The sequence below is a fragment of the Leucobacter albus genome (assembly GCF_039528015.1).
In the GTDB taxonomy this organism is placed as follows: Bacteria; Actinomycetota; Actinomycetes; order Actinomycetales; family Microbacteriaceae; genus Leucobacter; species Leucobacter albus.
Genome location: NZ_BAAAKZ010000017.1, coordinates 47,969 through 64,120 on the forward strand (window position 1 = coordinate 47,969; position 16,152 = coordinate 64,120).

The window sequence follows — 16,152 nt, forward strand, 5'->3', positions numbered from 1 at the left end:
AAGTGGCTTGCGACCTAGAGTTGCAGCGAACGGAGGGCCACATGGCTGGAGTCGTCACACAGATTGCCATAGTCGGTGGAGCCGTGATTGCTGGTTTTTTCATGCTTTGGATGGGACGGGCTAGCAGACACGGTACATTGAGGCGCAACGGCTGGGCCGGGCTTCGAACTCGGATCCTTGTACGTTCCGAGCGGTCCTGGCTGACCGGACAGAGGGCAGCCGCCAAGGCGCTCATCATTAGCAGCTACGGGCTCTTCGGCACAGCGGTGGCAATCGCGATTTCGCCTCCACCGTTGTGGCCCTTTGCCTGCTTGGCAGGGTTGACATGGCTTGGAGTGTGGATCGCAATTGGAACGATCCGCGCGGAGCATGCTGTGTCACAGTCCCCGCGGAGCACCTTGCGCTAGGCAACCCAGCGACAATCTGGAAGCGACTGTTCTCGTGTCAGGTCTCTGAGTGAGGTTGAAGGTGTCCACGCCAACAGCCACGCATCTCCACGCCGGGCAGCCTCCAGGCCGCTCCAGCGGGCACGAGCGCGACTGCGGAGCTCCCCGACGCCCTCGCGCGCACCGGTGCCCTCGGCGCCCCGGGCTACGCGGCAATCGGAGCGCTCGTCGCCGGCGCCGCCGGGGCTGCGCTCCTGGCCCGCGGCCTGTCGCGGCGGCGCGGCGCCTGAGCACCGGCCGACGAAACAGGGAGGCCGCGGGGTACCGCCTAGCGCGCACCCCGCGGTCTCCCGCGTACCCGGCCCGGCGATCCGCCGCGACCGACGCGACCCTCGGCTAGCCGATCTCGCCAGCCGCGACCGTCTCAGCGAGCGCGTGCACCCGCGCGAGGTGGTGGGCGCTGTAGAAGTCGGCCTCGAGAAGCCGTCGCTCGTCGTCTGCCGAAACCTCGGTGTGCGCGAGCACAGCGTTCACGATCGTCGCGTGCATCCACCCGCCGACGAGCGTCGCGAGCAGCTCCTGGAACGGCACCGACACCGCAAACGCGTCGCGCGGGCTCGCACCGAAGCCAAGGAGCGCCTGCGTCGCGCGCTCGGCCGCGGCGACCGCGCGCTCGGTGCGCTCCGCGAGCCGCTTGGCGACGTCGTTGCCGGTCGCGGTCAGCGCGGCGAGATGCTCGCGAATCAGCGCGAACACCTGCGACACGGTCTCGCCCTTGTCGCGGAGCACCTTACGGCCGACAAGGTCGTTCGACTGGATCGCGGTGGTGCCCTCGTAGATCGGGAGGATGCGCGAGTCGCGGAAGTGCTGCGCAGCGCCCGTCTCTTCGATGAAGCCCATGCCACCGTGCACCTGCACGGCGTCGGAGGACACGTGCACGGCCTGCTCGGTGAGCCACGACTTGAGGATCGGCACGAAGAGCTCGGCGAGCGCGCCGGTGCCGTCGGACTCAGCACGATCGTGCACGTCACCAACGAGCACCGAGAATGCGCGCATCGCCGAGATGCGGCTCGACATCGACACGAGCAGGCGGCGCACGTCGGGGTGCCCGGCGATCGGCGTGCCCTCGGGCAGCCCGAGCACCGAGCCCTGCAGCCGGGTGTGCGCGTAGGCAAAGGCGCGCTGGTACGCGCGATCAGCCACGCCGAGGCCCTGCACCCCGATGCCGACGCGGGCCTCGTTCATCATCACGAACATGCCGATGAGCCCCTGGTGCAGCTCGCCGACAAGGTAGCCGGTGGCATCCTCAAACTGCAGCACGCAGGTCGGTGACGCGTGAATGCCGAGCTTGTGCTCGAGGCCGACCGTCACGACCGAGTTGCGCTCGCCGGGGGCGCCGTTCGCATCGAGCTTGAACTTCGGCACGAGGAACAGCGACAGCCCACGGTGGCCCTCGGGAGCGCCCTCGGTGCGGGCGAGCACGAGGTGCACGATGTTGTCGGCGACGTCGTGGTCGCCCCAGGTGATGAAGATCTTCTGGCCGCTGACCGCCCAGCTGCCGTCGCCGTTGTCGCGGGCCATCGTGCGCACCGCGCCGAGGTCGCTGCCGGCCTGCGGCTCGGTGAGGTTCATCGTGCCCGTCCACTCGCCGCTCACGAGCTTCGGCAGGTAGCTGGAACGCAGTTCCGCTGAGCCGTTCTTCTGCAGCGCACTAATAGCGCCGTGGCTGAGCCCTGGGCAGAGAGCGAACGCCGCGTTCGACGCATTCCAGAACTCCGACAGCGCCGCGGTGACCGAGCCGGGCAGGCCGTCGCCGCCCGCTTCCTCGGACACGGAGGCGGAGACCCAGCCGGCCTCGGCGAACGCCTTGTACGCCTCCTTGAACCCGTCGGGGGTGCGCACGCCGCCGTCGACGAGCTGCGCACCGACCTGGTCGCCGACCCTGTCGAGCGGCGCGAACACCTCGGCTGCGAACTCCCCCGCAGCCTCGAGCGCGTCGCCGGCGTCGTCGGCGCTGAGGGCGCCGCCGGTCGCACGAGCGACAACGTCGGTGCCGAACGCCTCCTTGAGCAGAAAGGCGTACTCCGCAACCGGGGGCACGTAGGTGCCCGCGTCGGCAACGGTCTGGGGGGCAAAATTCGCGATAGCCATACTCGACACTCCATCGTTGGTCGTACTCGGGCGCGGCTCGAAGCTTTGCCGCGCGTCACCACGAGTATGCCTGAGACTCAGTCTCAAATCAAGGTCAGGGATGCGCCTCACTGGCCGCGATTCTCCGCCGTGACTCGCAAACATATGCGGCACCGGGTTTCATGCGTGTGCTAACTTGCACCCATGACCACCAGCACTGCAGCCTCTGCCCCCGACGCGCCAGCATCGCCGCAGGCTACCGCCGTGCGCTACCTCACCGAGCATGGCTACGAGCAGACCACCACGAGCAGCCTCGCCGACGCGATCGGCATGAGCCGCAGCACGTTCTTTCGCCGCTTCGGCAGCAAAGAGGATGTCGTGTTCGCCGACCACGACCTCGCCCTCAGCCAGCTGCAGGAGCAGCTCGACACCTCAGATCTCACGGCCTCCGAGACCATCGCCCGCGGCACCCTCGAGGTATCGCGCGTGCTCACCCGCGACCCCGTGACCGCCCGAATGCGGGCCCAGCTGCTGCGCAGCACGCCTCTGCTGCGAGAGCGCGAGCTCGTCATCACGCACCGCTACGAGCGCATGTTTCAGCGCTACCTCGCCAGGGTCGCAGCCCCTGGCACCCCCGACTGGGGGCCGATCGCCGTAGCCGCCGCTGTCGTCGCCGTGCACAACGCCGCGCTGCGCCGCTGGATGAAGCTCGGCGACGACCACGCATTCGGCGGGCTGACCCGCGAGCTGACGGCGCTGCTCGCGAAGTTTGCCCCCTGGTTCGGCGGCGAGGCCGGGGCCTCGCGGGTCGTCGTTGCGGCATTCGAGGCCGGGGCCTCCCCCGACGACGTGCTGCGCGCGATCACCGACCAGCTTGGCTAACCCGGGCCCACACCCCGCGCCCCGCACCCCGCGCCCCGCACCCCGCGCCCCGCACCCCGCGCCCCGGGGGTGCGGGTGCACCGGCACCTGCACCCCAACTCTCTGCGGGTAACGCGCGTTATAGCGCTCCCATAACGCGCGTTACGCGCAGAAAGTTCACACCTCGGTTCACACCTCGCTGCGAGCCTCAGCGCGCACCGAGGCACCCGCAGCCAGGCCCGCAGCCAGGCGCGCCTCCCGGCGCGCACGAACCCGCCCACGAATGGCGAACCCGAGCACGAGTACGAGCAGCGCGTAGAGGGTGAGCACGATCGGCCCCTGCACGAGCACCGAGAAGTCACCGCCGGCGCTCATGGTCGCATCGCGCAGGCTCGTCTCTGCGAGCGGCCCGAGCACCATGCCGATGATGAGCGGCGCGATCGGGAAGTCGAGCGCCCGCATGAGGAACCCAACGATGCCGATGCCGAGCAGCATGAGCAGGTCGAACACCGAACCCGACGTCGCGTAGATGCCGAACGCGCAGAACACGGTGATGCCCGCGTAGAGGTACGGCCGCGGGATGAGCAGCAGCTTGGCCCACAGCATCGCGAACGGCAGGTTCAAGATCAGCAGCATGATCATCGCGATGAAGAAGCTCGCAAGCAGCGCCCACACAAGTTCAGGCGCGCGCTCGAACAGCAGCGGCCCCGGCTGTAGCCCGTACTGCCGGAAGGCGGCGAGCATGATCGCGGCGGTCGCGGAGATTGGCAGCCCGAGCGCGAGCAGCGCGCCCATCGCCATGCCGGTCGTCGAGTTGCCAGCCGCCTCGGGGGCAGCGAGCCCGCGGATCGCGCCCGTGCCGAACTTCGGCCGCGAGCGGCGCGCGTCGAGCCGCTTCTCGACGCCGTAGGCGAGGAAGGTGGGGATCTCGGATCCGCCGGCCGGGATAATGCCGAACGGCAGCCCGATCGCGGTGCCGCGCGCCCACGCGGGCGCCGCCTCTCGCATCTCGGCGCGCGACAGCCACGGCCGACCCTTCGGGCGAATGATCTTGCCGCCGGTGACGTGCCGTTCGAGGCAGGCGACGTAGATCACCTCGCCGAGCGCGAGGACTGCCACGGTCACGGTGACGAGCGAGATCCCGTCGAACAAGTTTGGAGAGTCCATGGTGAAGCGCGGGGCACCCGAGACGCCGTCGATGCCGATGACCGCGATCCCGAGCCCGATGAACAGCGCCGCGAGCCCCCGCACCGCACTGTCGGTCACGACCGATGAGGTCGCGGCGAAGGCGAACACCGCGAGCGCGAAGAACTCCGCCGGCCCGAACCTGGTCGAGAAGTCGGCGAGCACCGGGGCGAGGAAGACGACGACGATCGAAGCGACGAAACCGCCGATGAACGCACCAATTGCCGCAGTGGCGAGCGCCTGCGCGGCCCGCCCGTTGAGCGCCATCTTGTGCCCCTCGAACGTCGACGCGATCGCCGACGCCTGGCCCGGCGTGTTCATGAGGATGCCCATGGTTGAGTCGCCGAACAGCCCGCCGAAGTAGACGCCAGCGAACATGATGAAGGCCGCAGTGGGTTCGAGCGAGAACGTCACCGGCAACAGCAGCGCGACGGCCATCGAGGAGCCGAGGCCAGGCAGCACGCCGACAGCGGTACCAAGGAGGCAGCCGATGAGCACCCAGAGCAGGTTCTGCCAGCTGAGCGCGCCGGCAAAACCGTCGAGCAGAAGTTGAAGCGTTTCCATGTCAGAACCCCCAGCCCAAGATGCCCGACGGGAGCGACATCCCGAGCACCATGTCGAATGCGATGTAAACGAACGAGCTCAGCGTGAACCCGACGATGAGACTGGTGAGCGGCTTGCCTGCGCCAAACCCGCGAGCCACTCCCCAGAACAGCAGCCCGGCCGCGATGATCCAGCCGAGGGTGGGGAGCACGAGTGCGAAGGCGAGGAACGAGCCGATCACCCAGGCGAGCGAGCGCCAGTCGACGCCCACCCTGCGCGCCGGCTCGGCGTGCGCGGGGTCGCCGGTGGCGGTGGCGGATCCGGGGGCTGTCTGATCCGCCACGACCCCCGCCTCCCCCTCGTCGAGCCCGCGGAGCGCCTCGGCCCGCGCGAGCGCGGCGGAAGCGCGGTGCGCGCGCACCGCCTGCACCGCGAGCAGGATCGCAAACAGCGTCATGCCGCTCGCGATGAGCGCCGGGAAGAACTTCGGCCCGGGAAACGCGGTGCCCTCTGGCACCCGCATCGTCAGCATCCCGATCGCGAGGTAGCCCGCGAAGGCGAGGAGCAGCGCCGGCATGATGAGCTGCTTGAGCAGCTCCGTGCGCCGATCTGCCCCGCCCGCGAGCACGATCTCCTCGCCGATCACCGCCGACATCGCGGTCGGATTGTTCGAATAGCTCATTGCCCCATCTCCTCGTAGAGCCGCGCAATGCGATCGCGCTCGGTGGTCAAAAACTCGGCGACGTTTGCGCCGACGATGAAGTGTTCGCTCCAGTGGTAGCGACCGACCGCGGCCTGCCACTCGGGCGTCGCAACCGAGTCCTCGATGAGCGCCGTGAGCTGCGCCGTCTCCTCCTCGGTGATCGCTGCGGGGGCCGCGAGCATGCGCCAGTTCGCGAGCGTCACGTCGTACCCCTGCTCGCGCGCTGTCGGAATGTCGATACCGTCAACAGGCTCCTCGGCGATGAGGGCCAGGGCGCGCAGCCGGCCCGACTCGATCTGGTCAATGTTGTCGGGGTAGCCGCCCGCAGCGGCCTGCGCGGTGCCATTGAGGAGGGCCGCGACGGCCTCACCGCCACCGTCAGACGAGATGTAGGTCGTGTCGATTGGGTCAATGCCGGCGGCGAGCGCGAGGTCGGTGACGACGAGCTGGTCGAACGACCCGCCGCCCGTCCAGGGCACCGACTTCGGGTCGGCCTGCCACGCCGCGACGAGGTCGTCGAGGGTCTCGTACGGCGAATCGGCCGGCACGACCAAGACGTCGTACTCGTCGAAGAGCACCGCGAGCGGCGTCACGTCGTCAAGGGTGGCCGCCGAATCGTACTGAATGGTTGCCGCGAGCAGGCCGGTGCCGCCGACGAGCATCGTGTTCGCGCGGCCCTCCATTCGGGTCAGGTTGCCGAGCGCGATCGTGCCGCCGGCTCCCGGCATGTTCACGACCTGCACGTTGGCGGTGAGGCCGTTCGCGCGCTGCGCCTGCTGCATCTCGCGCGCGACGGTGTCCCAGCCGCCGCCGGCGGCGGCCGGGGCGACGATGGTGAGCGACGAGGTGATGTCCCCGCCCGCGGAGGCCGAGCTGATCGATCCGAATGCTGCGACGCCGATGGCGCAGGCCGCGACGGCTCCGGCGACCACGCGCGAGACGAGCCGCGAGCGCTTTGGGGGTGTGCGCGGCGGTGCCGCGCTGGCAGGTTCTTCCACTGGTGTTCACTCCTTTGTGAGGGTGGCGGTGTGCCATGACTCGCACTCACTGTGGCAGCGTCTCGAGCTGGCCTGGGCACCGGGCGCATTTAACCTCTTTGATGCTCACGGCGCGCGTGTCCAGGCAATCCCGCCTCGGTTTAGACTGAGTCGTCAACAAGGAGGTAGCGACTGTGGCGATGAAGCGCACAGCCAAGAGCATGCGGCTCGTGATGCTCTTTCTGCCGACGGTGATCGTCGTCGCCGCCGTCGCGCTCACCACTGCGATCGCGTATGCGGTGCAGGAGCGCAGCATCCGTGAGACGACCGGTGAGCGAGTCTCGAGTGTCGCCCTCAGTCTCGCCGAGCTGTCGCAGGTTCGCACCGCGCTCGCGCTCGTACACACCGACATCTCCGCGGCGACCGCGGAGCTGCAGCCCCTCGCCGACGTCATCGAACGCGCAGCCGGGGTCGACTACGTCGTGATTTCTGACGAACGCGGCGTGCGCGCCACCCACCCCACTCCGAGCCGCCGCGGCCAGGTGCTCTCCACCGACTATTCAGCGGTGCTCGCCGGGGAGACGTTCTTGGGCACCGAGACCGGCACGATCGGGCGCACGCTGCGCGCAAAGGTGCCCGTGCGCGACGCAGAGGGCGAGATCATCGGCGCGCTGTCGGTCGGCATTCTTGAGAGCCGAATAGCTGCCGACTCCTCCGAGGCGCTCAGGCAGCTGCTGCCGTGGGCGCTCGGAGCGCTCGTCGTCGGCACCCTCGCCAGCTCGAGCATCGCGGCGCTGCTCGAACGAAGGTTTCGCAGGCTCGACGACGCGGCCCGCGAGCACGAGGGGCTCCGGCGCACCGCGGCGGCGCTGCAGGAGCAGTCGCACGAGTTCATGACCCGGCTGCACGTGTTGCACGGCCTCGTCTCGCACGGCGATACCGCAGACGCGCTCGGGTACATCGAGAGCATCGCCCCTGTATCCTCGTCGGCCCACGGTGAGGGGCTGCGCGAACAGCCGCTGCTGCGGGCGACCCTTGACGCCCTCCGCGCCGAGCTCAGCGCGCACGGCGCACGGCTCGAGGCCGAGGTTTCGGTGTCAAGCGAGGTCGATGAGGAGGTGATGCTCGTGCTCGCAAATCTGTGTCGCAATGCCGGGGAAGCCGGCGCCTCTGTCGTGCACTGCAAGCTCACCGAGCGCGACGGTAGGTTCTTCGGGGAGGTCTCGGACGACGGCGGCGGCATTCCCGCGACCGAGTTTGAGCGGGTGTTCACCCGGGGTGTCTCCACAAAGGTCGACGCGACGGGCATCGGGCGCGGCATCGGCCTCGACCTCGTGCGCCGCACCGTCACCAGCCGTGACGGCACCATCGAGCTGGGCCGAGCGGCGGCCGGCGGCGCGCGGTTTCGCTTCGACATGGAGGTGCGATGACGACCCCCATCGCGGCTGATACCCGCGTGCTCATCGTCGACGACGACGCTGGCGCGCGGAAGCTGCACAGCAGGTTTCTCGCAGACGCCCCGGGCTTCACGGTCGTCGGCGCGGTCGGCACGGGGCGCGCCGCGGTCGAGGTCATCGTGCGCGGCGGGGTCGACCTTGTGCTCCTCGACATGCGGCTCCCCGACATCAGCGGCGTTGAGGTACTCAACCGGGTGCGCACGCTCGGGCCAGACTCCCCCGATGTGCTCGTCATCAGCTCGTCGCAAGATCGCGTTACCGTGCGCCAGGCGCTCGCCGGGCACATCGTCGGCTACCTCGTGAAACCGTTCACCGAGGATGCGCTCGCGGGCAGGCTGCAGGTCTACCGGAGCGACCTGGCCCGATCTCGGGCTCACACGCCGGAGCTGCGCGAGGTGCCGCTCGCGCAGGGCGAGATCGATCAGCTCCTCTCGACCGGCCGCGTGCAGGTGCAGGCGGGGCAAGCGGCCCGGGCGTCGTCGGAGCCCCGCGCGTCGTGGCGTGCGGCCGGGGCTGCGCGCGCTGCTGGCGCCACGCTGCCGAAGGGGATCTCCCGCGTGACGCTCGATGAGATCGTTGGAGCGCTCGACCCGGTGATGCCCCTCACCGCTGCCGCGCTCGCTGCCGAGTGCACGGTGTCGGTGGCGACCGCCAGGCGATATCTCGACTATCTCGTCGCGGCCGGCGCGATCGACATCTCGCATCGCTACGGCAAGCGCGGCAGGCCCGAGGTGCTGTACCGGCTCGTGCCGGCGCCAGCGCCGTAGCCCGCGACCCCGCCCCGGGGTGCGCGGTGCCCCGGGGCGGGGTCGCCCGCACCCCGAAACTTTCTGCACGTAACGCGCGTTATGGCGCGGCGTAAACGCGCGTTACGTGCAGAAAGTTGAGCGCGAGGCTGGCGCGGGGCCGGGCGCGGCGCGGCGGGGCGGATCCGCGACCGGCCCGCCTACTACCCTCCGAACGAGACGTAGCCCGCGATGAGGTAGGCGGCGAACGAGAGCGCAGCTGCGAGGCCAGCGTAGGGCAGAATCGACAGCATGAGGTTCAGCGGCTTCACGCCGACCGACTTCGACGCGAGAATCATGCCGTCGCCGTAGAGGCACGTGGTCGAGCCGAGGGCAGCCCCAGAGAACACCGCGGCCCCCGCGAGCACGGGGTCAACGCCAACGGCGATCGCGAGCGGCAGCACGACGGGTGTGATAACCGCGGCGAGATCCCAGAACGCGCCCGTTGCGTAGGCGTAGAGCCCGCACACGAGAAACACGATTGCCGGCAGCAGCGCACCGTTCATGATGGGCTCGGTCGCGCCGATGACCCAGTCTGCGAGCAGCAGATCCATGTTGATCTGCTGCACCATGAACGCGAGCACGAACAGCACGATGACGTAGCCCATGCTGGTGATGCCCTCGAACGCCTGCACCGCGACGTCTTTAAACGTCATGCGGCGCTGCACGAGATAGAGAATGATCGCGACGACGACCGCCGCGGCGGCACCCTTCACAATGTCGACCTCGGTGAGAATCGTGACGACGACGAGCGTGACGATCGGGATGAGGAAGTTGAAGGGCAGCGGGCGCGTGCTGTCGCGCCCGTCTTCGGCGAGCTCGAACGCTCGCTCTTCGGGGGTGAGCCCCTCGGGCAGCGGGTCGCCGGTGCGGTTCGCGCGCTCCTGCTCGCGCTTCAGGGGGCCGACGAGCGGCAGCACGCCGAGGGCGAGCAGCAGGCCGACCGCGAGCGCGATCCAGCCGAAGAAGATGTAGGGAAGGCCGGCGATGTAGGCGCCGAAGCCCGAGCCGTTGACCGTCACGCCGTCTTGCTCGAGCAGCGCCGCGAAGAAGATCGCCCAGGTCGAGAACGGAATGATCACGGCGATGGGCGCCGAGGTGAGCTTCACGACGGAGCCGACGAGGGTGCGGGGAACGTTGTAGCGATCGGTGACGCGCTTCATCGAGGTGCCGACGGTGAGCGCGTTGAGGTAGTCATCGATGAACAGCGCGATCGTGAGCAGCCAGGTAAGCAGGAGCGACTTGCGGCGCGAGTTCACGAACCGTTCCGTCCACCGCGCGAAGTCGTTCACCGCGCCAGATGCGTTGAAGTACGCGATGAGGATCCCGAACAGCACGACCACAAGCACGAGCCAGTGCACGGTTTCGTTCGACAGCGACGAGCCGACGAGCCCGACGAGTGTGTCGAAGAAACCCCAGCCGCCGATGAGGATGGCGCCGACAATTGCACCGGAGAACAGCCCGAGCAGGGCGCGCTTGGTGAGAACCGACACGATAAGAACGGTGATGACCGGCAACAGTGCCAGTGCTGTGTTTTGGACCACGATGGCCTTTCGGGGAAGCGGCGGAGCCGCTCGATTGGATAGAGAAGAGATTACTCGGTGTGGAGGGTGTGGAGCCCGTCGAGATAGGTTGCGCGCACGGGGAGGCTGGCAAGGTCGTCGCCTGTCGCCTCGAGCGGGTCTGCAGACCAGACGGTGAGGTCTGCGCGGGAGCCGGCACGGATGATGCCGAGGTCGTCGTCGCCCTGAGCGAGCGCGGCGCCGCGGGTATACCCGTGGAGCGCCTGAGCGGCGGTCAGCCGCTGTTCTGGTTCGTACACAAAGCCGTCGGGGTCGCCCGGTGCCCTGCGCAGCATCGCCCAGGCGAGACCGACGCGGGCGTCGAGGTCGGCGATCGGCCAGTCTGAGCCGAGCGCGAGCGGCGCACCCTCGCTGAGCACGGTGCCAGCTGCCCAGCCGCGCGAGGCGCGCTCGGCGCCGAGCCGCCTGGCCCACTCGTCACTGCCATCGGCGATGCGCCACTGGAGGTGCGGCAGCTGCATGGACGCGGTGATGCCGGCTGCGGCGAGCCGCTTCGCGTCGCGCGGGTCGAGGGTCTCGAGGTGCTCGATGCGGTGCGGAACGCCCGTGCGAGCGATGGGCCCGGCCGCCTCGTACGCGGTAATGGTCTCGCCGACGGCCCGGTCGCCGATCGCGTGCGTTGCGATCTGGAAACCTGCCTCGGCGAACTCGCGCACGGTCGCGGCGAAATCGGCTTGGTTAGGCCAGAAGCCCGTGAGGCCGTCACCGTCGGCGTCGGCCTCGTAGAGCCAGCCGGCGCCGGTGTCGATCACGCCGTCGGCGTAGAGCTTAATCACGCCGCCCCGCCACCGATTACCGCCACGGTCGACCTGCGCTTTGATCGCCGCCCGCTGCTCTGCCGTGTAACTGGGCTTGATATCCATCGCGCTGACGATGCGTACGGGCAGGCCCATGCCCGTCGAGTCGAGCGCCTGGAGCAAATCGAGCGTCTCGGAGTTCCCATCCATAATCGTGCCGCCGGTGAGCCCCGAGCGGCGCATCTTCGCGAAGGTCGCGCGCGCGGCTTCGAGGGTCTCCTCACGGCTCGGCTTCGGCGCGATCTCGAGGATGGGCTGGTAGGCACTGTCTTCACGCAGCTCCCCCGTGGGCACGCCGGCCGCGTCGACAATGATTTCGGAGGTATCGTCGAAGGCGCGGGCGCCCGTGATGGCCGCCGCGCGCAACGCCTCGCTGCTCGCAATCGCGGTGTGGAAGTCAAAGAAGAACACGAGGGCAGGCAGGCCCCCAACCGCGTCGTCGATGAGGCTGGAGGTCAGCGGTGCGCCATCGAAGGCGGCGTAGTCGAGGTTCCAAGCACGCACCCAGCCGCCGCCGTTGCCGGCTCGCACTCGGTCGGCCTCGGCGCCGAGCGCTGTGCGCAGGTCACGCAGGTCGCGCACGCCGCCGAGATCTGCGCCCTGACACAGCTCGACCCCCTGAATCGGGTGGAGGTGGGCGTCAATGAGGCCGGGGGTGATCGTCGACCCGGTGGCGTCGTCGATCTGCGTAAGCTCGCCACGGTGCGCCGCCTCGATTGCTGCGGCTGCGCCGACGGCGAGCACGCGCCCGGCCGCGATCGCAATCGACCGTGGGCCGGTTTCGTTGTCACCGTCGACCATCGTGTGCACGCGCGCACCGTGAATGATCAGGTCTGCGGTCGTCCCGGCCACGGTATCCCCCTTGGTTCGTGAGACCCCGTATCCTCGAGTAAGACGCGGAGCACCATTAATTTACGCACATTCAATAAGCTCTGCAACCCCGCGAGACAAGGAACCTCCATGACGACGGCGCCAGACGCCCACCGCTCGGCCGGCCGGCCGCGCACCGCCGTGCTCTCGCGCGAGCGCATTCTCGAGGCGGCGTTTACCCTCGCCGACGTTCGCGGCGGCGATTTTACGCTCGCAGCGCTCGCCCGAAACCTCGATGTGCGGCCCAGCGCCCTTCACCACTATTTCGCGGGCAAAGACGAACTCATCGCCGGCATGCGCGGCCAACTCACCACGCGCGTCGGCGACCACGGCTTCGACGCGCGCCCCTGGCACGAGGCGATCGTGCCGTGGGCGAGGGCCTACCGGCAAACATTCGGCGCCCACCCCGGCATCATCGCTGCGCTCGCGACGCTGCCCGTCGATGACGAGCCCGAATCAATCATCGACTACGAGCGCATCGCCGCCGCGATGAGCCGCGACGGCTACCCAGTTCACCGCATCGTGCCCGCCATCGTCGCAATCGAGTCGTTTGTGATCGGCTCGGCCCTTGACTCGCTCGCCCCAGAAGACAACCTTCGCCCGGTAGACAACGCCGAGCTTGCGCCGAACCTCACCCGAGCGGAAGCGGCAGCACGCGAAAACGCCGCTGCGCAGCGGCACTCCGCGGTCACCGAGACCTTCGAGTTCGGTCTCGCCGCGCTCATCGCCGGGCTGCTCGCCGCTGGCGCGACGGGCTAGCGGTAAGCACTCAGACGGAGACCTGCTCGGCGGGCTCCTCGCGCACGAACAGCGCGACGATCGCACCGAGCGAGGCGATACCGCCGCCGATGATAAAGGCGATGCGGGTGCCGTGTGCGAGCGCCTCGCCGTCGACCGCAGTGGGGTCGCCGTCTGCAGCGGCAACCGAGACCAGCGTCATGACCGTCACGAACAGGGCGGTTCCCGCTGCCCCGGCCACCTGCTGCACGGTCGACAGCATCGCGCTGCCGTGCGAGGCAAGCGTCACCGGGAGCGAGCCAAGCGACACCGAGAACAGCGGGGTGAACACCCCGGCAAGCCCGACGCTCAGCACAAGATGCGTCGCGAGCACCTGCCACACGCTCGTCGTGTCAGTGAACAGCCCCATGCTCAGGAGCGCGAGCGCGGTAACGATCGTGCCGGGAATGAGCATCGGGCGCACGCCGCGGGCGTCGATAAAGCGCCCAACGACCGGCCCGAGCAGGCCCATGAGCAGCCCGCCCGGCAGCAGCAGCAGCCCTGTTTGCAGCGGCGTGAGGCCGAGCACGTTCTGGGCGTAGATCGGCACGAGAATGAGCGAGCCGAACAGCGCCATCGACGCACAGCCGATGAGCACTACTGAGAGTGCGTAGGGGCGGCTGCGGAAGGTGCGAAGGTCGAGCAGCGCGCGGTCGCCGCGCTGGAGCACGAGCTGGCGCCAGATGAAGAGCGCGAGCGCCACAGCTCCGACCGCGGCGGGCAGCGCCGGCGAGACGAGGGCATGGCCGCTCGCCGCGGAGCCGATCTCGCTGAGCCCGAACACCAGCCCGCCGAACCCGAGCACCGACAGCAGCACCGAGAGCAGATCGATCGAGGTGCGCTTGCGCACGCCGACATTTGGCATGCGCACCCCGCCAAGCACGAGCGCAATCACCGCGATCGGCAGCACGAGCAGAAACAGCCAGCGCCAGCTCAACACCTCGAGAATCATGCCAGACACCGTCGGCCCAAGCGCGGGGGCCACCGACATGACGATCGAGATTCGGCCCATGATGCGGCCACGCTGGCCCGCGGGCACAAGCGTCACGACCGTCGTCATGAGCAGCGGCATCATGATTGCGGTGCCACAGGCCTGCACGATGCGACCGACGAGCAGCATCGGCAAGCCTGGGGCGGCCGCTGCGACGAGCGTGCCGACGCTGAACAGCGACATCGCCGCGATGAACAGCGCACGGGTGGGCACGCGCTGAATGAGCATGCCCGTGATCGGAATGACCACGCTCATCGTGAGGAGGAAGGCGGTGGTGAGCCACTGCCCCTCTGAGGCCGAGATGCCGAGCGTGTGCATAAGCTCGGGCAACGCCACACCCATGATGGTCTCGTTCAAGATCACCACGAACGCAGAGCCGAGCAGCAGCCAGATGGCGAGCTGTTCGCGCGCACCGAAGACGCGCTCCGAGGGGTCGTTCGAAGCGTCGGGGGCTGGTGTGTGTTCTGCTTCAGGCATAGAAGGGATATTCTATGCCTCTTTTACGTCTCGTCGGTGTCGTCGCGTTGCCGTTCTGGGAAAACCCCGGGCCGATCGCGCACCGCGAGCGCAAACCCGACCCCCACCGTGGCGATCGTCGCGCTGGTGAAAAACGCCACGCGCAGCCCCACCACCATCGACTCCGCCGACTCCGCGAGCCCGAGCCCGCCGTGCCGCACAGAAAACACCGTCATGAGCGTCACGAGCAGGGCTGTGCCTGCCGCAGCGGCAAGCTGCTGCACGGTGTTGAGGGTCGCGCTGCCGTGCGAAGCGAGCCTCGGCGGCAGCGAGCCGAGGGCCATTGCGTAGATCGGAGTGAAGACACCCGCGAGACCGATGTTCATGAGCAGGTTCGTCGCGAACAACTGCGCGAGCGGAGTGTGTTCGCCAAACAACAGCATCGACCACAGCGACAGGGCGGTCACCGCGGTGCCAGCAATGAGTACCCTCCTGCCGCCGCGGGCATCCACGATCCGCCCGACGAGCGGAGCGAGCGCTGCAGAAACGATGCTGCCTGGCAACACGATCAGCCCCGTCACGAGCGGGCTGAACCCGAGCACATTCTGCGCGTAGAGCGGGAGCAGAAACAATACGCCGAACAGCGAGATGCTGCTCGCCACGAACACGACCGTTGAACGCGCGAACGTCGACTGCGCAAACACGCGCAGGTCGAGCAGCGCCCGATCTGCACGCTGCAGCACGCGCTGTCGCCACCCGAACGCGAGCAACCCCACCACACCGACCGCGAGCGGCACCCATGGCGAGAGTGTCGGTGCCCCCGCCGCGAGCGAACCGACCGCGCTCAGGCCGTAGACGATGCCTCCGAACGCGAACCCAGCGAGTGCGATCGAGAAGACGTCGATGCGCGCGTGGCGGCGCACCCCGACGCTCGGCATCAACCGCCCACCGACGACGAGCACGACCACGGCTATCGGCAGCATGATGAAGAACAGCCATCGCCAGCTCAACCACTGCAGCACGAAGCCCGCGAGCACGGGCCCGAACGCTGGCGCAGAGGCAAACACGACCGACACCTGCCCCAGGAGCCGGCCGCGCTGCCCTGGCGGAGCGACCGTCGCAACCGTCGTCATGACGAGCGGGCTGAGCACGGCCGTTCCTGCCGCCTGCACGACGCGGCCGAGCAGCAGCACCGAGAACCCCGGAGCGGCGGCAGCGATAAGTGTGCCGAGCGTGAACACCGCCGTCGACACAATGAACAGCGTTCGCGTCGAGAAGCGTTGAATCACGAGTCCGGTCATCGGGATGATGATGCTCATCGTGAGCATGAACGCTGTCGTCAGCCATTGGGCCTGCGCCGCTGAGATCGCGAACTCGCGCATGAGCGGCGCGGTCGCAACACCCATGACGGTCTCGTTGACCACCGCGATGAAGCAGGAGCCGAGCAACAGCCAGATCGCGAGCCGCTCGCGCGGGCCGAACGAGTCAGATGCCGAACCGGGCCCGGCCGTGCCGGGCGGCTCTCCGCCACCGCCAGCGTCGGCGGCGCCGGAACCGTGTGCACCCCCGGCAGCGCCGGCGCCTACGCCGAATTCGCTGCCGTCAGGGCCTGGGTTTCGCGGTTCGCGCTGCATGAGACCACTAGCCTACG

General features: G+C 68.7%; 12 protein-coding genes. 4 read left to right on the forward strand and 8 right to left on the reverse strand.

Annotation, left to right across the window (positions count from 1 at the left end; translation table 11 throughout):
* Nucleotides 1–782: 782 nt before the first annotated feature.
* On the reverse strand, nt 783–2,537 hold the full coding sequence (locus ABD115_RS15240) for an acyl-CoA dehydrogenase family protein (RefSeq protein WP_343962425.1): 1,755 nt from the start codon (nt 2,535–2,537) through the stop codon (nt 783–785).
* Nucleotides 2,538–2,720: 183 nt separating this feature from the next.
* Between ABD115_RS15240 and ABD115_RS15245 the strand changes: the two genes are divergently transcribed.
* Nucleotides 2,721–3,398, forward strand: coding sequence for a TetR/AcrR family transcriptional regulator (locus tag ABD115_RS15245; RefSeq protein ID WP_343962427.1), 678 nt, complete (start codon nt 2,721–2,723; stop codon nt 3,396–3,398).
* A 168-nt stretch (nt 3,399–3,566) separates the two neighbouring features.
* On the opposite strand, the gene ABD115_RS15250 is transcribed toward ABD115_RS15245, so the two are convergent.
* From ABD115_RS15250 to ABD115_RS15260, 3 genes are read right to left on the reverse strand one after another with little or no spacing between them, the layout of a single operon-like run.
* The gene (locus tag ABD115_RS15250; RefSeq protein ID WP_343962429.1) at nt 3,567–5,126 is read right to left on the reverse strand and encodes a tripartite tricarboxylate transporter permease; all 1,560 of its coding nucleotides are present in this window, start codon (nt 5,124–5,126) and stop codon (nt 3,567–3,569) included.
* Nucleotide 5,127: 1 nt separating this feature from the next.
* The gene (locus ABD115_RS15255; protein WP_343962431.1) at nt 5,128–5,787 is read right to left on the reverse strand and encodes a tripartite tricarboxylate transporter TctB family protein; all 660 of its coding nucleotides are present in this window, start codon (nt 5,785–5,787) and stop codon (nt 5,128–5,130) included.
* A complete protein-coding gene (locus ABD115_RS15260; protein ID WP_343962433.1) occupies nt 5,784–6,806 on the reverse strand; it encodes a tripartite tricarboxylate transporter substrate binding protein in 1,023 nt (340 codons plus the stop codon). Before ABD115_RS15260 ends, ABD115_RS15255 begins: the two co-directional genes overlap by 4 nt.
* Before the next feature lie 179 nt (nt 6,807–6,985).
* Here ABD115_RS15260 and ABD115_RS15265 point away from each other — a divergent pair, with 179 nt between their 5' ends.
* The gene (locus tag ABD115_RS15265) at nt 6,986–8,215 is read left to right on the forward strand and encodes an ATP-binding protein (protein ID WP_343962435.1); all 1,230 of its coding nucleotides are present in this window, start codon (nt 6,986–6,988) and stop codon (nt 8,213–8,215) included.
* Nucleotides 8,212–9,009 (forward strand): response regulator transcription factor, encoded by a 798-nt coding sequence (locus tag ABD115_RS15270; RefSeq protein WP_343962437.1) that lies wholly within the window; start codon nt 8,212–8,214, stop codon nt 9,007–9,009. The genes ABD115_RS15265 and ABD115_RS15270 overlap by 4 nt, the downstream gene beginning before the upstream one ends.
* A 182-nt stretch (nt 9,010–9,191) precedes the next feature.
* On the opposite strand, the gene ABD115_RS15275 is transcribed toward ABD115_RS15270, so the two are convergent.
* A complete protein-coding gene (locus tag ABD115_RS15275) occupies nt 9,192–10,520 on the reverse strand; it encodes a TRAP transporter large permease subunit (protein WP_343962440.1) in 1,329 nt (442 codons plus the stop codon).
* 101 nt (nt 10,521–10,621) lie between these two features.
* Nucleotides 10,622–12,259, reverse strand: coding sequence for an amidohydrolase (locus ABD115_RS15280; RefSeq protein ID WP_343962442.1), 1,638 nt, complete (start codon nt 12,257–12,259; stop codon nt 10,622–10,624).
* Between the two features lie 108 nt (nt 12,260–12,367).
* Between ABD115_RS15280 and ABD115_RS15285 the strand changes: the two genes are divergently transcribed.
* Nucleotides 12,368–13,036: a TetR/AcrR family transcriptional regulator gene (locus ABD115_RS15285; protein ID WP_343962444.1), complete on the forward strand. Its 669-nt coding sequence runs from the start codon at nt 12,368–12,370 to the stop codon at nt 13,034–13,036.
* Nucleotides 13,037–13,046: 10 nt separating this feature from the next.
* On the opposite strand, the gene ABD115_RS15290 is transcribed toward ABD115_RS15285, so the two are convergent.
* Together ABD115_RS15290 and ABD115_RS15295 are read right to left on the reverse strand one after the other, a co-directional pair.
* The gene (locus ABD115_RS15290) at nt 13,047–14,522 is read right to left on the reverse strand and encodes an MDR family MFS transporter (protein ID WP_343962446.1); all 1,476 of its coding nucleotides are present in this window, start codon (nt 14,520–14,522) and stop codon (nt 13,047–13,049) included.
* Between the two features lie 23 nt (nt 14,523–14,545).
* On the reverse strand, nt 14,546–16,135 hold the full coding sequence (locus ABD115_RS15295; RefSeq protein WP_343962448.1) for an MDR family MFS transporter: 1,590 nt from the start codon (nt 16,133–16,135) through the stop codon (nt 14,546–14,548).
* Nucleotides 16,136–16,152 lie beyond the last annotated feature (17 nt).